Origin of the sequence: Tardiphaga robiniae (assembly GCF_001618955.1) — a bacterium.
Taxonomy (GTDB): Bacteria; Pseudomonadota; Alphaproteobacteria; order Rhizobiales; family Xanthobacteraceae; genus Tardiphaga; species Tardiphaga robiniae_A.
In genome coordinates, this window is record NZ_LVYV01000045.1 from 92,846 (window position 1) to 108,910 (window position 16,065).

Sequence of the window (16,065 nt, forward strand, 5' to 3'; positions counted from 1 at the left end):
CGATTACTTGAGATCGGCGATGGTGGCCGGCCCCGGTCCAGTGGTGATCAGTGTCGGCCACTGGTTCGAGCCGAACGGCACCACCGGCGGCAGGAACGGCGTCATGCCGCGCTTGGCGCTCTCGGCGACGATGGCAGCGCGGGCGTCGCCCCCCATCAATTCGTAATCCATCAGATGATAGTTGCCGAAGAACAGCGAGCCCACCGAGCGATCGGCGATGATGCGGGTCAGCGACTCCAGCATATCGGCTTGCGTGGTGGTGAACGACACGGTCTCGATCAGCAGCAGGCGATCGTTGATGGCCTCCGGCGGGAAGAACTGCGCCAGCACGCTGAACAGCACGTTGTTCTGCCGTGCCACATAAATCGTGTTGCTCGCGGCATAGGCCTTGTCCCAATCGGGACCCAGCATCTTCTTCCAGTCGCCCAGTACGGTCATCCAGTGATTGACCTGGGTCTGCGCGGCCCAAGTCACGTTCTTCGCAAGGAACGGCGCCTGCTTCTTGCCAAATGTCTCCAGCGTATCGAAGGGGATAACGCCCTTGGCGATGCACTCGTCCATGAAAGCCAGGTTGTTCTGCAGGATGGTGCGGTTGTTGTCGCGCCAGTCGGCCTGCATGGGCGTGAGATCGAGGCCATCCAGCGCCGACTGCATGCGGCTGCGATAGGCTTTCATCGAACCGAGCCAGGATTTGTTGTCGGGATTGTTCACATAGGGGCCGACAACTTCGGCCAGTGCCATGGTGCTGTGGCCGACCGACTTGAGCAGCTGATAGACTATCGGCACCGAGGGCGCGTCGAGCGGCGGTTTGCCGGGCTGGTACAGCGTGAATTTGCCGCCGGCGCCGGAAAACAGGCCGAGGATCACGGGATGTTTGGCGAGGATATTGGCGCGGAAGACTTTGGCTGCGTCGCCGTAGAGCTCGAACATGCCGGTGTTGAGCGCGAGCATGTCCTTGGTGGCGGTCTCGGCAGGCGTTGTCGCGGTCAATCCCGAAATCGGCGCCATGTAGGACGGCAAGGTCTGGGCATGGACGGCGCCGACGCCCCCCAACAGGACAGCTGCAAGAGCGACAGCGTGGCGATACGTCATATCCGGACTCCTCCGAGTCATGTTGGCGACTGCTACTGTCACGACTAACGCAGCACATCTTAAAAATCTGCCTTTCCATTCAGCAGAAATGGTCGCGACATAGTTGATGAAAGCAAACACGCCGTGACGGGCGGAATGCTCTCGAATGCGACTGAACTGGATAAGAAAAATGCTACGAATCACGCAAAGCGCTGGTGGCTCAAAGTTACACGCAATTTCGTGACACAGGAATTGGTTCGCGATCCGGAATACGCAGTGCGTAGCCACTTTCGTTCGCCTGTAGTGGAGGCTGGACGCTCGAAAGAGGCGGGGTTACTTTCACGACACGTAGGTAAGCACCACCAATACGGCTGTATGGCACCGGGCGTCGGAGGGGGAGCGCATGGCCAAAAAGACGTCCATCAAATCGACGAGGATTGACGAGGCAGGTTCTCCCTCTCAGCTCATCGACGCGAAGATCACGGAGCTGGGTGACTGGCGCGGCGAGATGCTCGCTCGCGTCCGAGGGATCATCAAGCAGGCTGTCCCCGACGTGGTCGAGGAATGGAAGTGGCGCGGCGTTCCGGTCTGGGAACACGCGGGCATCATTTGCACCGGCGAAACCTACAAGGCGGTCGTGAAGATGACCTTTGCGAAGGGCGCATCGCTCGATGACCCGTCAGGCCTGTTCAACTCCAGCCTCGACGGCAACACCCGGCGGGCCATCGATATTCACGAAGGCGATAAGGTCGATGAAAAGGCGCTGAAGGCGCTCATCCGCGCTGCGCTGGCGCTGAACACCTCGACAAAGAAGAAGCCAAAGAAAGCGTGAGCGTCGTTATTTAGCAACCGGCCACGACAGATCGTAGGACATCACATAGATGACGATCGCTGCCAGGCACAGAACCACGCCAATCCAGAACAGCGGTGAATGATGGATGGGGCGGCGTCGTCTCTCTGTTGGTGCTTCATTCCGTCCCCCATTTTTCGGCGCAAGCGCCCTGACCGTCCGAATTGTCGCGCGACGTTCTGACACACAGATCGGACTCGCTGAAGCACGCATGGTCGCACCATTCGCAGGAAAGGTACGCATGCACGGCGCGAGTCGACGTAACGATGATGGCTTGTCCGCGCTACTCCAGCCTGCGCGGTCGACCGCTGTCGTCGATATCGGCGCCAACCCCATCGATGGTGACCCGCCCTATAAGCCGATGCTGCAAAGCGGACTTTGCCGCGTTACCGGTTTCGATCCGCATCCGCAGGCATTGGCGCAACTGCAGGCATGCAAGGGCGCGTTTGAGACCTATCTTCCTTATGCCGTCGGCGATGGCGGCAGCCATACGCTGAACATCTGCCGTGGCATTGGCTTTGCCAGCCTGCTGCAGCCTGAGCCGAAAACACTCACGCACTTTCCGAATTTTACCGAGCTCGGACGTGTCGTCGACAGGCTCCCGCTCGATACACGGCGGCTCGACGATATCGCCGAGATCGAGCACATCGATCTCTTGAAGATCGACATTCAGGGCGGCGAACTGTCGGTGTTCAGGAACGGTCGCAGCAAACTGGCAAAGGCCGTCGCCATTCAGACCGAAGTCTCCTTCGTGCCGCTCTATGAGAAGCAGCCGGTGTTCGGCGACATCGATCTCGAACTGCGCAGCCTCGGCTTCATTCCGCACATGTTCGTGGCCATCAACAAGAAGATGATCGCGCCCATGATGGGGCCGAATCCTGCTGCTGCCTTCAATCAACTCGTCGAGGCCGACGTCGTCTATGTCCGGGATTTCATCCAGGCCGAGGCGATGGATAGCGAGCAGCTCAAGCACCTCGCACTGATCGCGCATCATTGCTACGCCTCGTTCGATCTGGCGCTGAATTGCGTGCATCATCTGGCCAGCCGCGGTGCCGTCGCGCCCGATGCCAAGAACCGCTATGTCGCCCTGCTCCAGGCCAATCGCCCCAAAGTAGCTGGCGGCAGACTTTAAACTTCTCCGGTTCCGACGTAACATGTCGTCCGGCGCAGAGACCGCGCCGATGCGTGCATCATCTTTCCAGCCAGAACCACGGGTCAGACCATGCTTTCACGGCGTCGCCTTTTGCTGACTGCAGGACTGGCAATCGCCTGCCCCGCTGTGCTGCGTGCCGAGCCGCTGAAGATGCGCCTCGCCCATAGCCTGCCGACCACCCATCCCGTCCACCCGGCCATGCAGCACTTTGCAGATCTGGCGCGCGAGCGTTCGCAGGGCGAACTCGACATCGCGCTGTTTGCGGACGGGCAGCTCGGTCAGGAAGTCGACCTGCTGTCGCAGGTACAGGCCGGCAAACTGGATTTCCTGAAAGTCAGCGCCAGCGTGCTCGAACGCTTCCATCCCGCTTACAAGGTTCTCAACCTGCCCTTCACATTCCGCGATCGCGCCCATTGGCTGAAAGTGACGAGCAACGAGATCGGCAGCGACGTTCTGGGCTCGACCACATCGAAGGGCCTCACCGGCCTGACCTTCTACGATGCCGGCGCGCGCAGCTTCTATGGCCGAAAACCGATTCTGCATCCCGACGATCTCAAGGGCATGAAGATCCGCATCCAGCCGTCTGAGACGATGGTCAAGCTGATGCAGCTGTTCGGCGCCGAAGGCATCGAGCTGTCATGGAGCAATGTCTATGTCGCGCTGAAGTCGGGACTCGTTGATGGCGCGGAGAACAGCGTGGTGGCGCTGATCGTCGGCAAACATGCCGAAGTCGCAACGCACTACTCGTTCGACGAACACACCATGATCCCGGATGTACTGCTGGTTGGCGCTGGCCGGCTCAACAGCATGACGCCGAAACAGCGGGAGATCATCCGCGAAGCCGCCGCCCTGTCCTATCATCACATGAACAAGCTGTGGACCGCATTCGAGGCGCAGACGCGGCTGCAGGTCGAAGCGATGGGCGTGACATTCGTCAAGCCGGACAAGGCACCCTTCATCGCGAAGGCAGCGCCCCTTGCCGACATCTATGCCGGCGAGGAAGCGTCACGGACGTTGCTGCGCAGGATCGCGCAGGCATAGGTTCATCTGATTGGGCTTATTTGACGTCAAGCAATTCGACGTCGAAGACCAACGTCGCATTCGGCGGGATCACGCCGCCGGCACCACGCGCGCCATAGCCGAGATCTGGCGGAATAATCAGCGTGCGCTTGCCGCCGACCTTCATGGTGGCGACGCCTTCATCCCAACCCTTGATGACACGCGACATGCCGATCGGGAATTCGAACGGCTCGTTGCGATCGACCGACGAGTCGAATTTCTTGCCCTTGACGCCGTTCTCATAGAGCCAGCCCGTGTAGTGCATCACGCAGGTCTGTCCCTTGGCTGGCGTCGCGCCGGTGCCAACGGTGGTGTCTTCGATCTGGAGGCCTGAAGCTGTGGTCATGGTTTTTCCTGCGGCTGGTGCCATTTTCTGCGGCGCTTGTTTTTGAGGCGCTTGCGCCATGGCGGAAGAAAGGGAGACGTCGGACACGGCCACGATCATGGCCGCACTGAGCGCGACGGCCGTGGCTCTGACGGCACGCTGGGATATTCGCATCATGTCTCCTGGATGGTTGGGTCTGCGAGCGGCGCAGTCATGCCCCGTCATCGCACCGCAACGCAAGTCCCGGAGACGCGCGAATCCGTCTCAGTCGGGCTTGGGGCTGCGCCGGGCCAACTGGCCTTTGTAATTCTCAAGCAACCGGGTGGCGAATTCGGTCGCCTCGTCGCTGGCCTGGATCGACGGACCGTCGGACATCGGCTCTGAGAGCGAGACCGGGTGCCTGAAGGTGAAAGAGCGGATGACACGATCGATGGCTGCTTGCATGGAGAACTCCCGATGGCGACAGGAACTCCGCTTTCTGCGGAAAGTTCCTGATCAGTCAGCCGGAGGGCACCGCAGGTTCAAGGCCGCAACACGGCCGCAGCAAAGCCGCAACAAGGTCGTTCGGCTATTAATATTGCTAACCGCTTGCTTCTGCAGCGAATTGCAGCCCCTTGAAGGTCAGCCGCTTGGGATCCCGGACGCCCGACAGATATTGCCCGCGAATGAAGTGGGTCACCATGTCGCGATCGCAGCCGGTCAGAACGACCACCGCGTCGACGGCTGTCTTAAGGGCATCCATGTCAGTCCTCGCGCCGCACAGGCGGCCTACTCCGCGCGCTCCAAATCGGCGGATGACTAAAACATGCCTGATTCCCGGAATTTACGGATATACGCAGATCACCTCAGCGCGGGTCCTGCGTCAGCCTCACACAGGCTTCATTTCCGGCAAATCATGCGTAAGATCGCCGTAAATCGCAGATAGTTGATGCGTTGCTGCGCTGTCGGCTGTAAACCGCAGCAGAGTTTCGGCCATCGCCCGAGCATTTGCCCGGCTGCCGAACCCGACAATGACCCACCCCAAACGAAAGAAAGCGACAAGGCCTCGTTCATGAGCGGATTCAAGGAACCCAGCTTCGCAGATCGTCAGAAAGCTGCGATCGAAGCCAAGAAGAATATTCTGAACAAATTCAAGGCACAGCCGGGTCCAGACGATCCAGCCGTGAAGGCGCGCGCCGCCGAACGCGAAGCCGCTGCCGTCGCACGCGCGGAAGCCAAGGCCATCCGCGACGCCGAGAAGGCCGTCCAGAAGGCCCGGGAAGCGGAGGAAGCCGTTGCTGCGGCTGCCCAGCACGCTCGCGAACAGGAAGAGGCCGTCTTGGCCAAGGCCGCGCTGGAGGCCCAGCAGAAGGCCGCTCGCGACGCCCGCTATGCGGCGCGCAAGAAGCGCAAGTAACGACCTAACAAGTAAATACTTGGTCAGCGTGCCATCGCCCGATGGCACGCTGCGCGATCTTACAATCCCAGATCAGTTCGTTTTGCCGAATTGCGGCTCGTCGGGTTTGACAAAGTTGTTGCCGCTGGGGCCATAGCCGGTGATCTGGATCACCGCGCCCTCTTCCCGCGTACCGTCCCAATGCACAGCGCCAGCGGGATGCACCATGTAGCCGCCGGTCTTCATCGGGATCGCCTTTTCGGGCACGAAGGCTTCGCCCGTGCCGGTGTACCAGGTGCCCGACAGCACCACGACGTGACGATCTTCCGGATGCTTGTGCGGCTTGCTCATGATGCCGGGCGGCCACTTGATCCGCAGCACATAGATGCCCTGCTTTGAGGGATCTCCGTAAAGTGTCGCGACTTCGACGCCAACACCGAACGGGTTCTTCCAGACTTCCTCGCCCTGATTGATGCGCACGAAGCCCATCTCGTCGGTGGCGCTCCACGTCGTTGCGCTCGGAAACAGCGTTGCCGCAAGTACACAAGTCGCCGCAACGACGATGCGTCGTTCCTTCTTCATCATGACCTCCCCGGGCATTTTTTATCCGCGGAGGTTATGCCGAGTTTTCAAGTCCGACAACGAGCAGCGCAACATGACAAGCCCGTCACCCGGACGGGCCCGTCACAACGACGCAAGTGAAGGCGTTACTTCTTCATCGTTCCATCGTCCTTCTTCATCATGCCGTCTTTTTTCATGCCATCGTCCTTCTTCATGCCGTCGTGAGACATGGCATCCTTCTTCATTCCATCGCCCTTCGACATGGTGTCCTTCTTCATGCCGTCATCCTTGCTCATCTTGTCCTGAGCGAACGCGGCAGGTGCCAGCGCGAGGCTGAGCGAGACGAGCGCGGCGGACACGCCGAGCGCAAACCTGGTGGAGACGGTCATGATGTTTTTCCTCTGATCCATTTCTGAAGCGCGACGTCTGTCGCTATGAACCAGACGTACGGAGGCCGTGGTTTGTTACGTCGCATCAAAAAAGTCTTGATGATGCATCCGATAGCCATTGCGTGCGACGCAACATCACTTGCCCGCCGGTTCGGAATGTATAAACGAAGGGGCGCGCGGTGACGGAGCAACAGGACGCGGGCGCATTTTGTCCCGCCCGGCACCAGACGAACACTTTCAGGAGTTACGTATGCTGACTCGCCGCCACATCCTTGGATCGGCCCTCGCCGTGCCTGCGATCCTCCGTTGCGGTATCGGTACGGCGCAGGCAGCGACGACACTGAAGATCTCGCACCAGTTTCCCGGCGGCACCATCGACAACGGCGACTTCCGCGACCGTCTGGTCCGCACTTTCGCAGCCGTCATTGCCAAGCAGAGTGGCGGCGACCTTGTTGCCGAGGTTTATCCGGATTCGTCGTTGATCAAGGCGGATGCGCAATTTTCCGCCATGCGCAAAGGGACGCTCGATCTCAGCCTTTATCCCTTGCCCTATGCCGGCAACGAATTGCCGGAGGCGAATATCGGCCTGATGCCGGGTCTGGTCTCGACCTACGATCAGGGCCTGCGCTGGAAGAACCTGCCGATTGGCAAGGCACTGAGCGACATTCTCGCCGACAAGGGCATCATGCTCCTTACCTGGGTCTGGCAGGCCGGCGGTGTGGCTAGCCGCTCACGCCCGCTGGTTGTGCCTGAGGACGCCAAGGGGCTCACGGTGCGCGGCGGTTCGCGCGAGATGAACATGATGCTGCAGACTGCGGGCGCAAATGTTCTCTCAATGCCGTCCAACGAAATTTACGCGGCGATGAAGAGCGGCGCCTGCGATGCCGGCATCACCTCGTCGACCAGCCTCATCTCATTCAAGCTGAGCGAAGTCGCCAAGCATCTGACCTCCGGCGCCGGCGCGTCCTACTGGTTCATGCTGGAGCCGCTGATGATGTCCAGGGCGGTGTTCGACAAGTTGCCGAAAGCGCACCAGGATATTCTGGTGTCGGTCGGCGCCGAGATGGAAGCCTTCGGCAAGGCGGGCGCGCAGCAGGACGATGTCGAAGTGTCCAGGGTCTATGAGAAGGCCGGCGCCAAGGTCAGCGCGCTCGACGCTGCGACCGTCGGCAAGTGGCGCGATATCGCGCGCGATACGGCGTGGAAGGATTACGTCGCCAAGACGCCGCTCACCGCGAACCTCCTTAAGCTCGCAATGGACGTCCCGGCCTGACGTATCCTGTCGTCCGCCGGGCGGCACTCAGCGCGTCTTCGCGTTGAGTGCCGAAGCGACACGGCTGACCGGCGGACGGCCGATCAGAGCGCTGATGGTGTTGGTCGCAGCGATCAGCTTGTTCATATCGACGCCCGTGGCAATCCCCATGCCTTCCAGCATGTAGACCACATCTTCGGTGCCGACGTTGCCGGTCGCACCAGGCGCATAGGGGCAGCCGCCGAGACCGCCGGCAGCGCTGTCGACAACGCGACAGCCTTCTTCCATCCCGGCGTAGAGATTGGCCAGCGCCTGACCATAAGTGTCGTGGAAGTGCATTGCGAGCTTCGGCATGGGAACCGAGCCAGCAACGGCGCGCAGCATCTGCCGCGCCTTCGACGGCGTCCCGACACCAATCGTGTCGCCGAGCGAGACTTCGTAGCAGCCGAGATCAAACAGCGTCTTTGAGACATCGACGACCGCCTGCGGCGCGACGTCACCATCATAGGGACAACCGAGAACGCAGGACACGTAACCGCGCACGCGGATGCCGTCGGCCCTGGCGCGCTCGATCACCGGCTTGAAGCGCTCGATGGATTCGGCGACCGAGCAATTGATGTTGGCACGCGAAAAGCCTTCCGAGGCCGAAGCGAACACCGCGATGACTTTCGCGCCGACCGCCTTCGCGCCCTCATAGCCCTTTTCGTTGGGCACCAGCACATGGAATTCGCCGGGCAAATCGCGCACGCCGAGAAATACCTGATCCGAGCCCATCATCTTCGGGATCGCCTTGGGCGACACGAACGAGCCGACCTCAACCGTGTGCAAACCGGCCCCGACCAGCGCCTTCACGAAGGCGATGCGGTCCTCGACCGACACCGGCGTTTTTTCATTCTGCAAACCGTCGCGCGGGCCGACCTCGACGATACGAACCTGATCACTCATGCTTGTTTCAATCTCACACGTCTTTCAGAAGATCAGGCGCTCGGCTCGACTTCCGCGAGCTCGACGCCTTCTCCAACGATATCGCCAACCTTGCACTTGATGCGCTTGAGCACGCCGGCGAACGGCGCGCGCAGGGTCTGCTCCATCTTCATGACTTCCAAGGTCAGGATGGCAGCACCCTTCTCAAGGATTGCGCCCTCCTCGGCCAGCAACGCCACCACGGTGCCGGGCAATGGCGCAACGATCTTGTCCTCGCCGACCTGCTCTTCATCGTCGCCGCCGAACGGATCGACCCAGTGCATGTCGAACCGGCCGTGACGCGTGCGCAGATAGAGTTCGTGGCCCTCGATCACCGAGACGATGTGCGAGCGTGCTCCGTCCAGTGTCAGATCGAAATGCCCGTCATCGGCCGCAGCCGCCTCAAACCCCAATTCGCGAGCGCCGATCGAAATCGTTGCAGGACCGCTGCCGTAATTCAACGTTACATGCTGCTCGTCCGAACCATGCTTGAACTTGAACACCCGCTGGCGACGTCCGACCGGCATCCAGCCCGCTGTCTGCCAAGGTGACTTCTCGGCAGCTCGGGTGGCCTGCCTTTCGCTCGCGACGATGGCAGCCACAGCCGCGCAGAGTTCAAGATCGCCCGGCGTCGCCGAGTCCGGCGTCAACACTTTTAATTCACGCTCGATGAAACCAGTATCGATGGTGTTGGCACGCACATCCGGATGCGTCACAAGCGCCGACAGGAACGGTGTGTTGGTGACGATACCGCGAATATCGGTTTCTTCCAGCCCGCGATTGAGCCGGTTGATCGCCGCGTCGCGCGTTGGTGCCCAGGCAATCACCTTCGCGAGCATCGCATCGTAATTCGGCGACACCGCATCGCCCTCGCGATAGCCAGCATCGATGCGCAAGCCGTTCGTCTCAGCGGGCGTCCGCCAGGTGCGAATCTTGCCAACCGACGGCATGAAATTCTTGTGCGGATTCTCGGCGTAAACCCGCGCCTCGATGGCGTGGCCGTTGAGCTTGATCTCGCCTTGCGTCAGCGGCAGCTTTTCGCCAAACGCCACGCGGAGCTGCCACTCGACCAGATCAACGCCGGTGATCAGTTCGGTGACGGGATGCTCGACCTGCAGGCGCGTGTTCATCTCGATGAAGAAAACGTCCTTGCCGTCGGAGACAAATTCGATGGTGCCGGCGCCGACATAATTCACTGCACCAGCCGCCTTGCGGGCCGCCGCGCAAACCGCCTCACGCTGCGCGCCGTTCAACGTCGGCGAAGGTGCCTCTTCGATCACCTTCTGATGCCGTCGCTGCAACGTGCATTCGCGCTCGAACAGCGAGACCAGATTGCCGTGGCTGTCGCCGACGATCTGCACTTCGATGTGGCGGGGATTGTCGACATACTTCTCGATCAGCATACGATCGTCGCCGAATGCTGCTTTCGCTTCGCGCTTGGCACTGACGATGGCCGGAGCCAGTTCAGCCGCCGAGCGCACCACGCGCATGCCACGCCCGCCGCCGCCCGCTGAGGCCTTCACCAGAACCGGGAAGCCGATTTTGTCAGCGGCTTTGGCCAGTGTCGCCTCGTCCTGCGCTTCACCATGGAAGCCCGGCACCAGTGGCACACCAGCCTTCTCCATCAGTGCCTTGGAGCCCGACTTTGAGCCCATCGCGGTGATCATTTCCGCAGTGGGTCCGACGAAGATCAGGCCGGCATCGGCGCAAGCCTGCGCGAACTCGGCGCTCTCGGAGAGAAAGCCGTAGCCGGGATGGATCGCCTCGGCGCCGGTCTTCTTTGCAGCTTCGAGAATGCGCTCGATATTGAGATAGCTGTCGCGCGCACGCGCCGGGCCGATCAACACGGCCTCGTCGGCTTCCGCGACATGCAGCGCATTGGCGTCTGCCTCGGAATAGACCGCGACGGTGCGCAGGCCCATGGCGCGCGCCGTGCGGATGACGCGGCAGGCTATCTCGCCACGATTGGCGATCAGGAGCGTGCGAAAGCGGCGATATAAAGCTTTTGAAATTTCGGCTTTGGCCATCATCACATCCTGAACAGGCCGAAGCGCGTCGGCTCGATCGGCGCATTGGCCGACGCTGACAAACCAAGTCCGAGCACCAGGCGCGTATCTGCGGGATCAATCACGCCGTCATCCCAGAGGCGCGCCGTTGCGTAATACGGGCTGCCCTGGGTCTCGAACTGGTCGCGCGTCGGCTTGCGAAACGCTTCTTCCTCTTCGGTCGACCAGGTGCCGCCCTTGGCTTCGATATTGTCGCGGCGCAGCTGGCTCAGCACCATCGCCGCTTGCTCGCCGCCCATCACCGAGATGCGGGCATTGGGCCACATCCACAGGAAGCGCGGGCTGTAGGCCCGGCCGCACATACCGTAATTGCCGGCGCCATAGGAGCCGCCGACCACCACGGTGAATTTCGGCACGTTCGCCGTCGCAACCGCTGTCACCAGCTTGGCGCCATCGCGCGCAATGCCACCAGCTTCGTATTTCTTGCCGACCATGAAGCCGGTGATGTTCTGCAGGAACACCAGTGGGATGTTACGCTGGCAGCAGAGCTCGATGAAATGCGCGCCCTTCAGCGAGCTCTCGCTGAACAGGATTCCGTTGTTGGCGATGATGCCGACCGGGAAACCCCAGATATGCGCAAAGCCGCAAATCAGCGTCGTCCCGTAGAGCTTCTTGAACTCGTCGAATTCGGAGCCGTCGACGATACGCGCGATGATGTCGTGCATGTCGAACGGCTTGCGCGCATCGGCTGGAATGACACCGTAGAGTTCTTCAGATGCATACAGGGGATCACGCGGCGCCTGCATGTTCAGTGTGGCCCGCTGTGGTGGTTTCAGCGTCGCGACGATTTTTCGCGCGATGCCGATGGCGTGGCCATCGTTCTGTGCGTAGTGATCGGTCACGCCCGACTGCCGCGAATGGACGTCGGCGCCGCCGAGTTCTTCCGCGGTGACCACCTCGCCGGTTGCTGCTTTCACCAGGGGCGGACCGCCGAGGAAGATCGTGCCCTGATTGCGCACGATGATGCTCTCGTCGGACATCGCCGGCATATAGGCGCCGCCGGCGGTGCAGGAGCCCATCACCACGGCGATCTGCGGAATGCCCTGCGCCGACATCTGCGCCTGATTGTAGAAGATGCGGCCGAAATGGCGCTCATCCGGAAAGATGTCGTCCTGCTGCGGCAGAAACGCGCCGCCGGAGTCCACCATATAGATGCAAGGCAGATTGTTCTGCCGCGCGATGTCCTGCGCCCGTAGATGCTTCTTCACCGTCATCGGATAGTAGGTGCCGCCCTTGATGGTCGCATCATTGGCGACGATCATGCACTCCCTGCCCGACACCCGGCCGACGCCAGTTACGACGCTCGCGGAATGGACATCGCCGCCATAGAGGCCGTTGGCGGCCAGCGGCGAGAGTTCGAGGAAGGCCGTGCCGGGATCGATCAGCAGATCGACACGCTCGCGGGCCAGCATCTTGCCGCGCGCGGTATGCTTGGCGCGGGACACTTTGCCGCCGCCGCCAGCGACCGCACCGAGCTTGTCCTTGAGCTCGGCGACCTGCGCCTTCATCACATCGACATTGCGTTTGAATTCGGCCGAGGTGGGATCGATCGTGGAGCGAAGCGACATCGGCTTCCGTTTCCTGCAGGGTCTGTTTCTTGTTTGCACGGCGGCCCGGCAACGGGCCTGCCATGATGGTGTCACCCCGTCGTGGCGGGACGCAACCCTAACTTTCGGTGCTGGTCAGGGTGGGATTTAGAGCGTTAAGGGGGCTAATTTGCCCGCAAACCGATCGTCAGTGCGACCATGGCTCCGAGCGGCGGAACGCAAAATTGTCGGCATAGGCGATGGTCCGGGGCGCACGCATCTTGGGCTCGATCACCTGATAGGCGATGCCTTCGCGCTCGCAATAGGCGACCGCCTCTTCCTTACTGTCAAAGTGGATGGACAGCTGCTGCTTCATGTCACCGGACGACGTCCAGCCCATCAGGGGCTCGATCACCCGTGCCTGCTCCGGCTCATAATCGAGCTGCCAGTCCTTGGTCTTGGCGAGGCCTGCCTGCATGGCATTCTTGGGGGCTTTGAAGATACGTGCGGTCATGGAATGCGATAGCCTTTTAAGGATGGGCCTTCGTCTCGGGATTAGCGTCTCGGGATCGGCCTTGGTCAGCTGCGACACTGCGACAAATTGGTGAAAACGGCGGGGCTGGTATATCCAATTGTCACGAATTTGATCCGTGATTCCGTCGTTTGGCGGCTTCCTTATTGTGTATATTCGTTCCACGGCGTCGTGACAATCGGGGCACGAAGCGGTCTATCTGATCTCGCAATCCGGCATCATGAACGGCTCCTGAAGCGGCACCCATGGACATTCACGCCATCCTTCCCCCCAAAGGCCGCGACCTGCGGTTGGACCTGTTTCGCGGCATCGCTAACTGGGCGATCTACCTCGATCACATCCCCGACAATGTGGTGAACTGGGTCACGACCCGGAACTATGGCTTCTCCGACGCCGCCGATCTGTTCGTCTTCATCTCCGGCTACACGGCATCCTTCGTCTACGCCAAGATGATGCTGGAGCGTGGCTTCATCGTCGGCGCCACGCGCCTCACCAAGCGGGTCTGGCAGCTCTATGTCGCGCACGTCATCCTGTTCGTGATCTACATCGCCGCCATCGGCTATGTGGCTCAGCGCTATAACGACCCCGACATCATCAACGAGTTCAATGTCGCAGGACTCGTCGACAATCCAATCCAGACCCTGACGCAAGGTCTGCTGCTCAAGTTCAAGCCGCTCAACCTCGACGTGCTGCCGCTCTATATTGTGCTGATGGGCCTGTTCCCGCCGGTGCTGTGGATGATGCTGCGCAAGCCCGACCTGACGATGCTGGCCTCGCTGGCGCTGTATTTCGCGGCCCGCCAGTTCGGCTGGAATCTGCCCGCCTATCCCTACGGCGTCTGGTACTTCAACCCGTTCACCTGGCAGCTGCTGTTCGTGTTCGGCGCCTGGTTCGCACTCGGCGGCGCGCTCGAGTCACGCTCGGTGATCCGCTCCAAGGTGCTGCTGTATTTCGGCATCGCCTATCTCTTGTTCTCGCTTGTCATGACCATGGCCGGTCGCTTCCCGGACACCGGCCACATGATCATGCCGGACTGGTTGTTCGACGCGTTCAATCCGAACGACAAGACCAACCTCGCGCCCTATCGCGTGCTGCATTTCGTGATCATCGCCTTCTTCGTCACCCGCTTCGTGCCGAAGGAATGGAAAGGTCTGGAGTGGCCGGTGTTCCAGCCGCTCATCAAATGTGGCCAGCAGTCGCTCGCCGTATTCTGCGTCGGCGTGTTCCTGTCCTTCGTCGGCCACTTCCAGCTGATGATGTCGTCGGGCTCGCTGCTGGCGCAAATCTTCGTCAGCGCCGCCGGCATCGGCATCATGACCTGCGTGGCCTATTACATCTCGTGGTCGAAGAAGCAGGACAAGCCGTTGCCTAAGCCGGCTGCTCCCGCAGCGTCAGAACAGCAGGCACCGCCGTCGAAAGCCGCAGAATAGACCCGTTGTCGAACATGTTGCGGGACAGGCGAGAAATCGCCGGCAGATGCCTTGCTGCCCCCCGCCTAAGCGTGTATCGACACCGCATCGTCGGGGTATAGCGCAGCCTGGTAGCGCGGCGGTTTTGGGTACCGCAGGTCCTAGGTTCGAATCCTAGTGCCCCGACCATCCCCCATTACATTCAATGACTTACCGCTTCTTGAACAGCGGATGGATCACCTGGTCACCCGGCGCAATTCCATATTTTTTGGCGGTGCCGGCGACCACTTCGAGAACAGCCCGTGCCGGGCCTCCCGATGAAATGATCTTGAGGGATTGCGGCTCGGTATTCTCCGCGATCCGGAGCACCCGGCCGTCGCCGGTAATGAAGACCATGTCGAGCGAAACGAAGGTGTTCTTCATCCACATGGAGACCTGCTGCTCCGGCGTGAAGTCGAACAACATGCCGCGGCCGTCCGCGAGCTCCTTGCGGTACATCAGACCGGTCGCCCGCTCCTCGTCGGTCTTGGCGATTTCGACGGAGAACATCCGCACACCTGACTTGGTGACGATTTCGAGCGGCTGGAATTCGGCGGCTGCAGCTGGCTTGTGAGGGCCGACAAGGGCCAGAGCGGCGATCGCCGCCAGCATCGAGAGGCGGCAGCGGGCGGCGAAGCGAAACAGACTCATGAAGGGCAATCCACGCAAAGAGCCCGGTCAGGACGCCGGGCGGCGCGACCCTAGCCTGATGACGCGTGCCAGCGCCAGACGGTCGTGATGCACAGCCGCGTGATAGCCCTCGACGGCAAGGCTGGCAGGAAACCCGCAAGAAACTTGGAAAACCGTGGACGGCTTAGTGCGACGAAAGACCCGGCGTACCGCCTTCGGGCTGGATCTCGGCAGCCATCATGCCCTTGGAGCCGGGCCCGAAGCGCACCAGCACATACTGACCGGGACGCAGCTCGGTCATGCCGAAACGGCGCAGGGTTTCCATGTGGACGAAGATGTCCGGCGTGCCTTCACCGCAGCTGAGGAAGCCGAAGCCACGCAACCGGTTGAACCACTTCACCTGCGCCCGCTCGAGGCCACTGGTGGGCGTCACGCTGACATGGGTGCGCGGTGGCAGCATCTGCGCCGGATGGATTGCAGTGGACTCGTCCATCGAGACAACGCGGAAAGCCTGATAACCCTTGGACCGCTGGGTGCATTCCACAACCACACGGGCACCTTCATAGGCCGTCTGGTAGCCGTCGCGGCGAAGCACGGTCACATGCAGGAGCACGTCGGCTGCGCCATTGTCAGGAATGATGAAGCCATAACCCTTGGAAGCATCGAACCACTTGATGACACCGCTGATCTCGACGAGATCGACTGCGTTGCCTTCGCCGACGCCCGCAAAGGGGTCGAGTGCGTCGCGGCTTGCGTTGCCTGAAAGCTCATTCCCTGGTCGCGGACCACCCGCTCCGAGAATCAGTCCCCCCAACCGCTTGGACTCAAATGCGTCCGACCCCATGGCCCCGGATCCCACTATCAT

The 16,065-nt window shown here is 61.1% G+C and carries 18 protein-coding genes and 1 tRNA gene; 7 read left to right on the forward strand and 12 right to left on the reverse strand.

Annotated elements, in window-relative coordinates; all coding sequences use genetic code 11:
• Positions 1-3 precede the first annotated feature (3 nt).
• Entirely contained in the window at positions 4-1,092 is a 1,089-nt protein-coding gene (locus A4A58_RS22880) for a hypothetical protein (RefSeq protein ID WP_068736475.1), read from the reverse strand.
• Between the two features lie 382 nt (positions 1,093-1,474).
• On the opposite strand from A4A58_RS22880, the gene A4A58_RS22885 reads away from it, so the two are divergent.
• The 3 genes from A4A58_RS22885 (at position 1,475) to A4A58_RS22895 (ending at position 4,115) form a co-directional block, all read left to right on the forward strand.
• Positions 1,475-1,903, forward strand: coding sequence for a DUF1801 domain-containing protein (locus A4A58_RS22885; protein WP_068736477.1), 429 nt, complete (start codon positions 1,475-1,477; stop codon positions 1,901-1,903).
• Between the two features lie 292 nt (positions 1,904-2,195).
• A complete protein-coding gene (locus tag A4A58_RS22890) occupies positions 2,196-3,053 on the forward strand; it encodes an FkbM family methyltransferase (protein WP_204378197.1) in 858 nt (285 codons plus the stop codon).
• A 90-nt stretch (positions 3,054-3,143) separates the two neighbouring features.
• Positions 3,144-4,115 (forward strand): TRAP transporter substrate-binding protein, encoded by a 972-nt coding sequence (locus A4A58_RS22895; RefSeq protein ID WP_081422010.1) that lies wholly within the window; start codon positions 3,144-3,146, stop codon positions 4,113-4,115.
• Between the two features lie 16 nt (positions 4,116-4,131).
• Here A4A58_RS22895 and A4A58_RS22900 read toward each other — a convergent pair whose 3' ends face one another.
• The 3 genes from A4A58_RS22900 to A4A58_RS31185 form a co-directional block, all read right to left on the reverse strand.
• Positions 4,132-4,632, reverse strand: coding sequence for an FKBP-type peptidyl-prolyl cis-trans isomerase (locus A4A58_RS22900; RefSeq protein ID WP_086937130.1), 501 nt, complete (start codon positions 4,630-4,632; stop codon positions 4,132-4,134).
• 90 nt (positions 4,633-4,722) lie between these two features.
• Complete coding sequence (locus tag A4A58_RS22905; protein ID WP_068736481.1) at positions 4,723-4,902, reverse strand: hypothetical protein; 180 nt, start codon at positions 4,900-4,902, stop codon at positions 4,723-4,725.
• 136 nt (positions 4,903-5,038) lie between these two features.
• Positions 5,039-5,200 carry a hypothetical protein gene (locus A4A58_RS31185; RefSeq protein WP_165826827.1) on the reverse strand — a complete coding sequence of 54 codons (162 nt, stop codon included), beginning with the start codon at positions 5,198-5,200 and terminating at the stop codon, positions 5,039-5,041.
• Between the two features lie 309 nt (positions 5,201-5,509).
• Between A4A58_RS31185 and A4A58_RS22910 the strand changes: the two genes are divergently transcribed.
• Positions 5,510-5,854, forward strand: a complete 345-nt coding sequence (locus tag A4A58_RS22910; RefSeq protein WP_068736890.1) for a DUF6481 family protein — start codon at positions 5,510-5,512, stop codon at positions 5,852-5,854.
• A gap of 72 nt (positions 5,855-5,926) precedes the next feature.
• On the opposite strand, the gene A4A58_RS22915 is transcribed toward A4A58_RS22910, so the two are convergent.
• Both A4A58_RS22915 and A4A58_RS22920 read right to left on the reverse strand, forming a co-directional pair.
• Positions 5,927-6,415, reverse strand: coding sequence for a cupin domain-containing protein (locus A4A58_RS22915; RefSeq protein ID WP_139069920.1), 489 nt, complete (start codon positions 6,413-6,415; stop codon positions 5,927-5,929).
• A 125-nt stretch (positions 6,416-6,540) separates the two neighbouring features.
• A complete protein-coding gene (locus A4A58_RS22920; protein ID WP_068736892.1) occupies positions 6,541-6,783 on the reverse strand; it encodes a pentapeptide MXKDX repeat protein in 243 nt (80 codons plus the stop codon).
• Positions 6,784-7,033: 250 nt separating this feature from the next.
• On the opposite strand from A4A58_RS22920, the gene dctP reads away from it, so the two are divergent.
• The gene (dctP, locus tag A4A58_RS22925; protein ID WP_068736484.1) at positions 7,034-8,056 is read left to right on the forward strand and encodes a TRAP transporter substrate-binding protein DctP; all 1,023 of its coding nucleotides are present in this window, start codon (positions 7,034-7,036) and stop codon (positions 8,054-8,056) included.
• Positions 8,057-8,083: 27 nt separating this feature from the next.
• Here dctP and A4A58_RS22930 read toward each other — a convergent pair whose 3' ends face one another.
• The 4 genes from A4A58_RS22930 to A4A58_RS22945 form a co-directional block, all read right to left on the reverse strand.
• Positions 8,084-8,980 carry a hydroxymethylglutaryl-CoA lyase gene (locus tag A4A58_RS22930; RefSeq protein WP_068736486.1) on the reverse strand — a complete coding sequence of 299 codons (897 nt, stop codon included), beginning with the start codon at positions 8,978-8,980 and terminating at the stop codon, positions 8,084-8,086.
• A gap of 32 nt (positions 8,981-9,012) precedes the next feature.
• A complete protein-coding gene (locus A4A58_RS22935; RefSeq protein ID WP_068736894.1) occupies positions 9,013-11,025 on the reverse strand; it encodes an acetyl-CoA carboxylase biotin carboxylase subunit in 2,013 nt (670 codons plus the stop codon).
• 2 nt (positions 11,026-11,027) lie between these two features.
• Positions 11,028-12,632 carry a carboxyl transferase domain-containing protein gene (locus A4A58_RS22940; RefSeq protein WP_068736488.1) on the reverse strand — a complete coding sequence of 535 codons (1,605 nt, stop codon included), beginning with the start codon at positions 12,630-12,632 and terminating at the stop codon, positions 11,028-11,030.
• A 166-nt stretch (positions 12,633-12,798) separates the two neighbouring features.
• The gene (locus A4A58_RS22945) at positions 12,799-13,104 is read right to left on the reverse strand and encodes an ETC complex I subunit (RefSeq protein ID WP_068736490.1); all 306 of its coding nucleotides are present in this window, start codon (positions 13,102-13,104) and stop codon (positions 12,799-12,801) included.
• A gap of 263 nt (positions 13,105-13,367) precedes the next feature.
• On the opposite strand from A4A58_RS22945, the gene A4A58_RS22950 reads away from it, so the two are divergent.
• Entirely contained in the window at positions 13,368-14,552 is a 1,185-nt protein-coding gene (locus A4A58_RS22950) for an OpgC domain-containing protein (RefSeq protein WP_068736492.1), read from the forward strand.
• A 91-nt stretch (positions 14,553-14,643) separates the two neighbouring features.
• Positions 14,644-14,720, forward strand: a tRNA-Pro gene (locus tag A4A58_RS22955).
• A 21-nt stretch (positions 14,721-14,741) separates the two neighbouring features.
• On the opposite strand, the gene A4A58_RS22960 is transcribed toward A4A58_RS22955, so the two are convergent.
• Positions 14,742-15,182, reverse strand: coding sequence for a DUF192 domain-containing protein (locus tag A4A58_RS22960; RefSeq protein ID WP_244499852.1), 441 nt, complete (start codon positions 15,180-15,182; stop codon positions 14,742-14,744).
• Between the two features lie 202 nt (positions 15,183-15,384).
• Positions 15,385-16,044, reverse strand: a complete 660-nt coding sequence (locus A4A58_RS22965; protein ID WP_068736497.1) for a cold-shock protein — start codon at positions 16,042-16,044, stop codon at positions 15,385-15,387.
• Between the last annotated feature and the right edge of the window lie 21 nt (positions 16,045-16,065).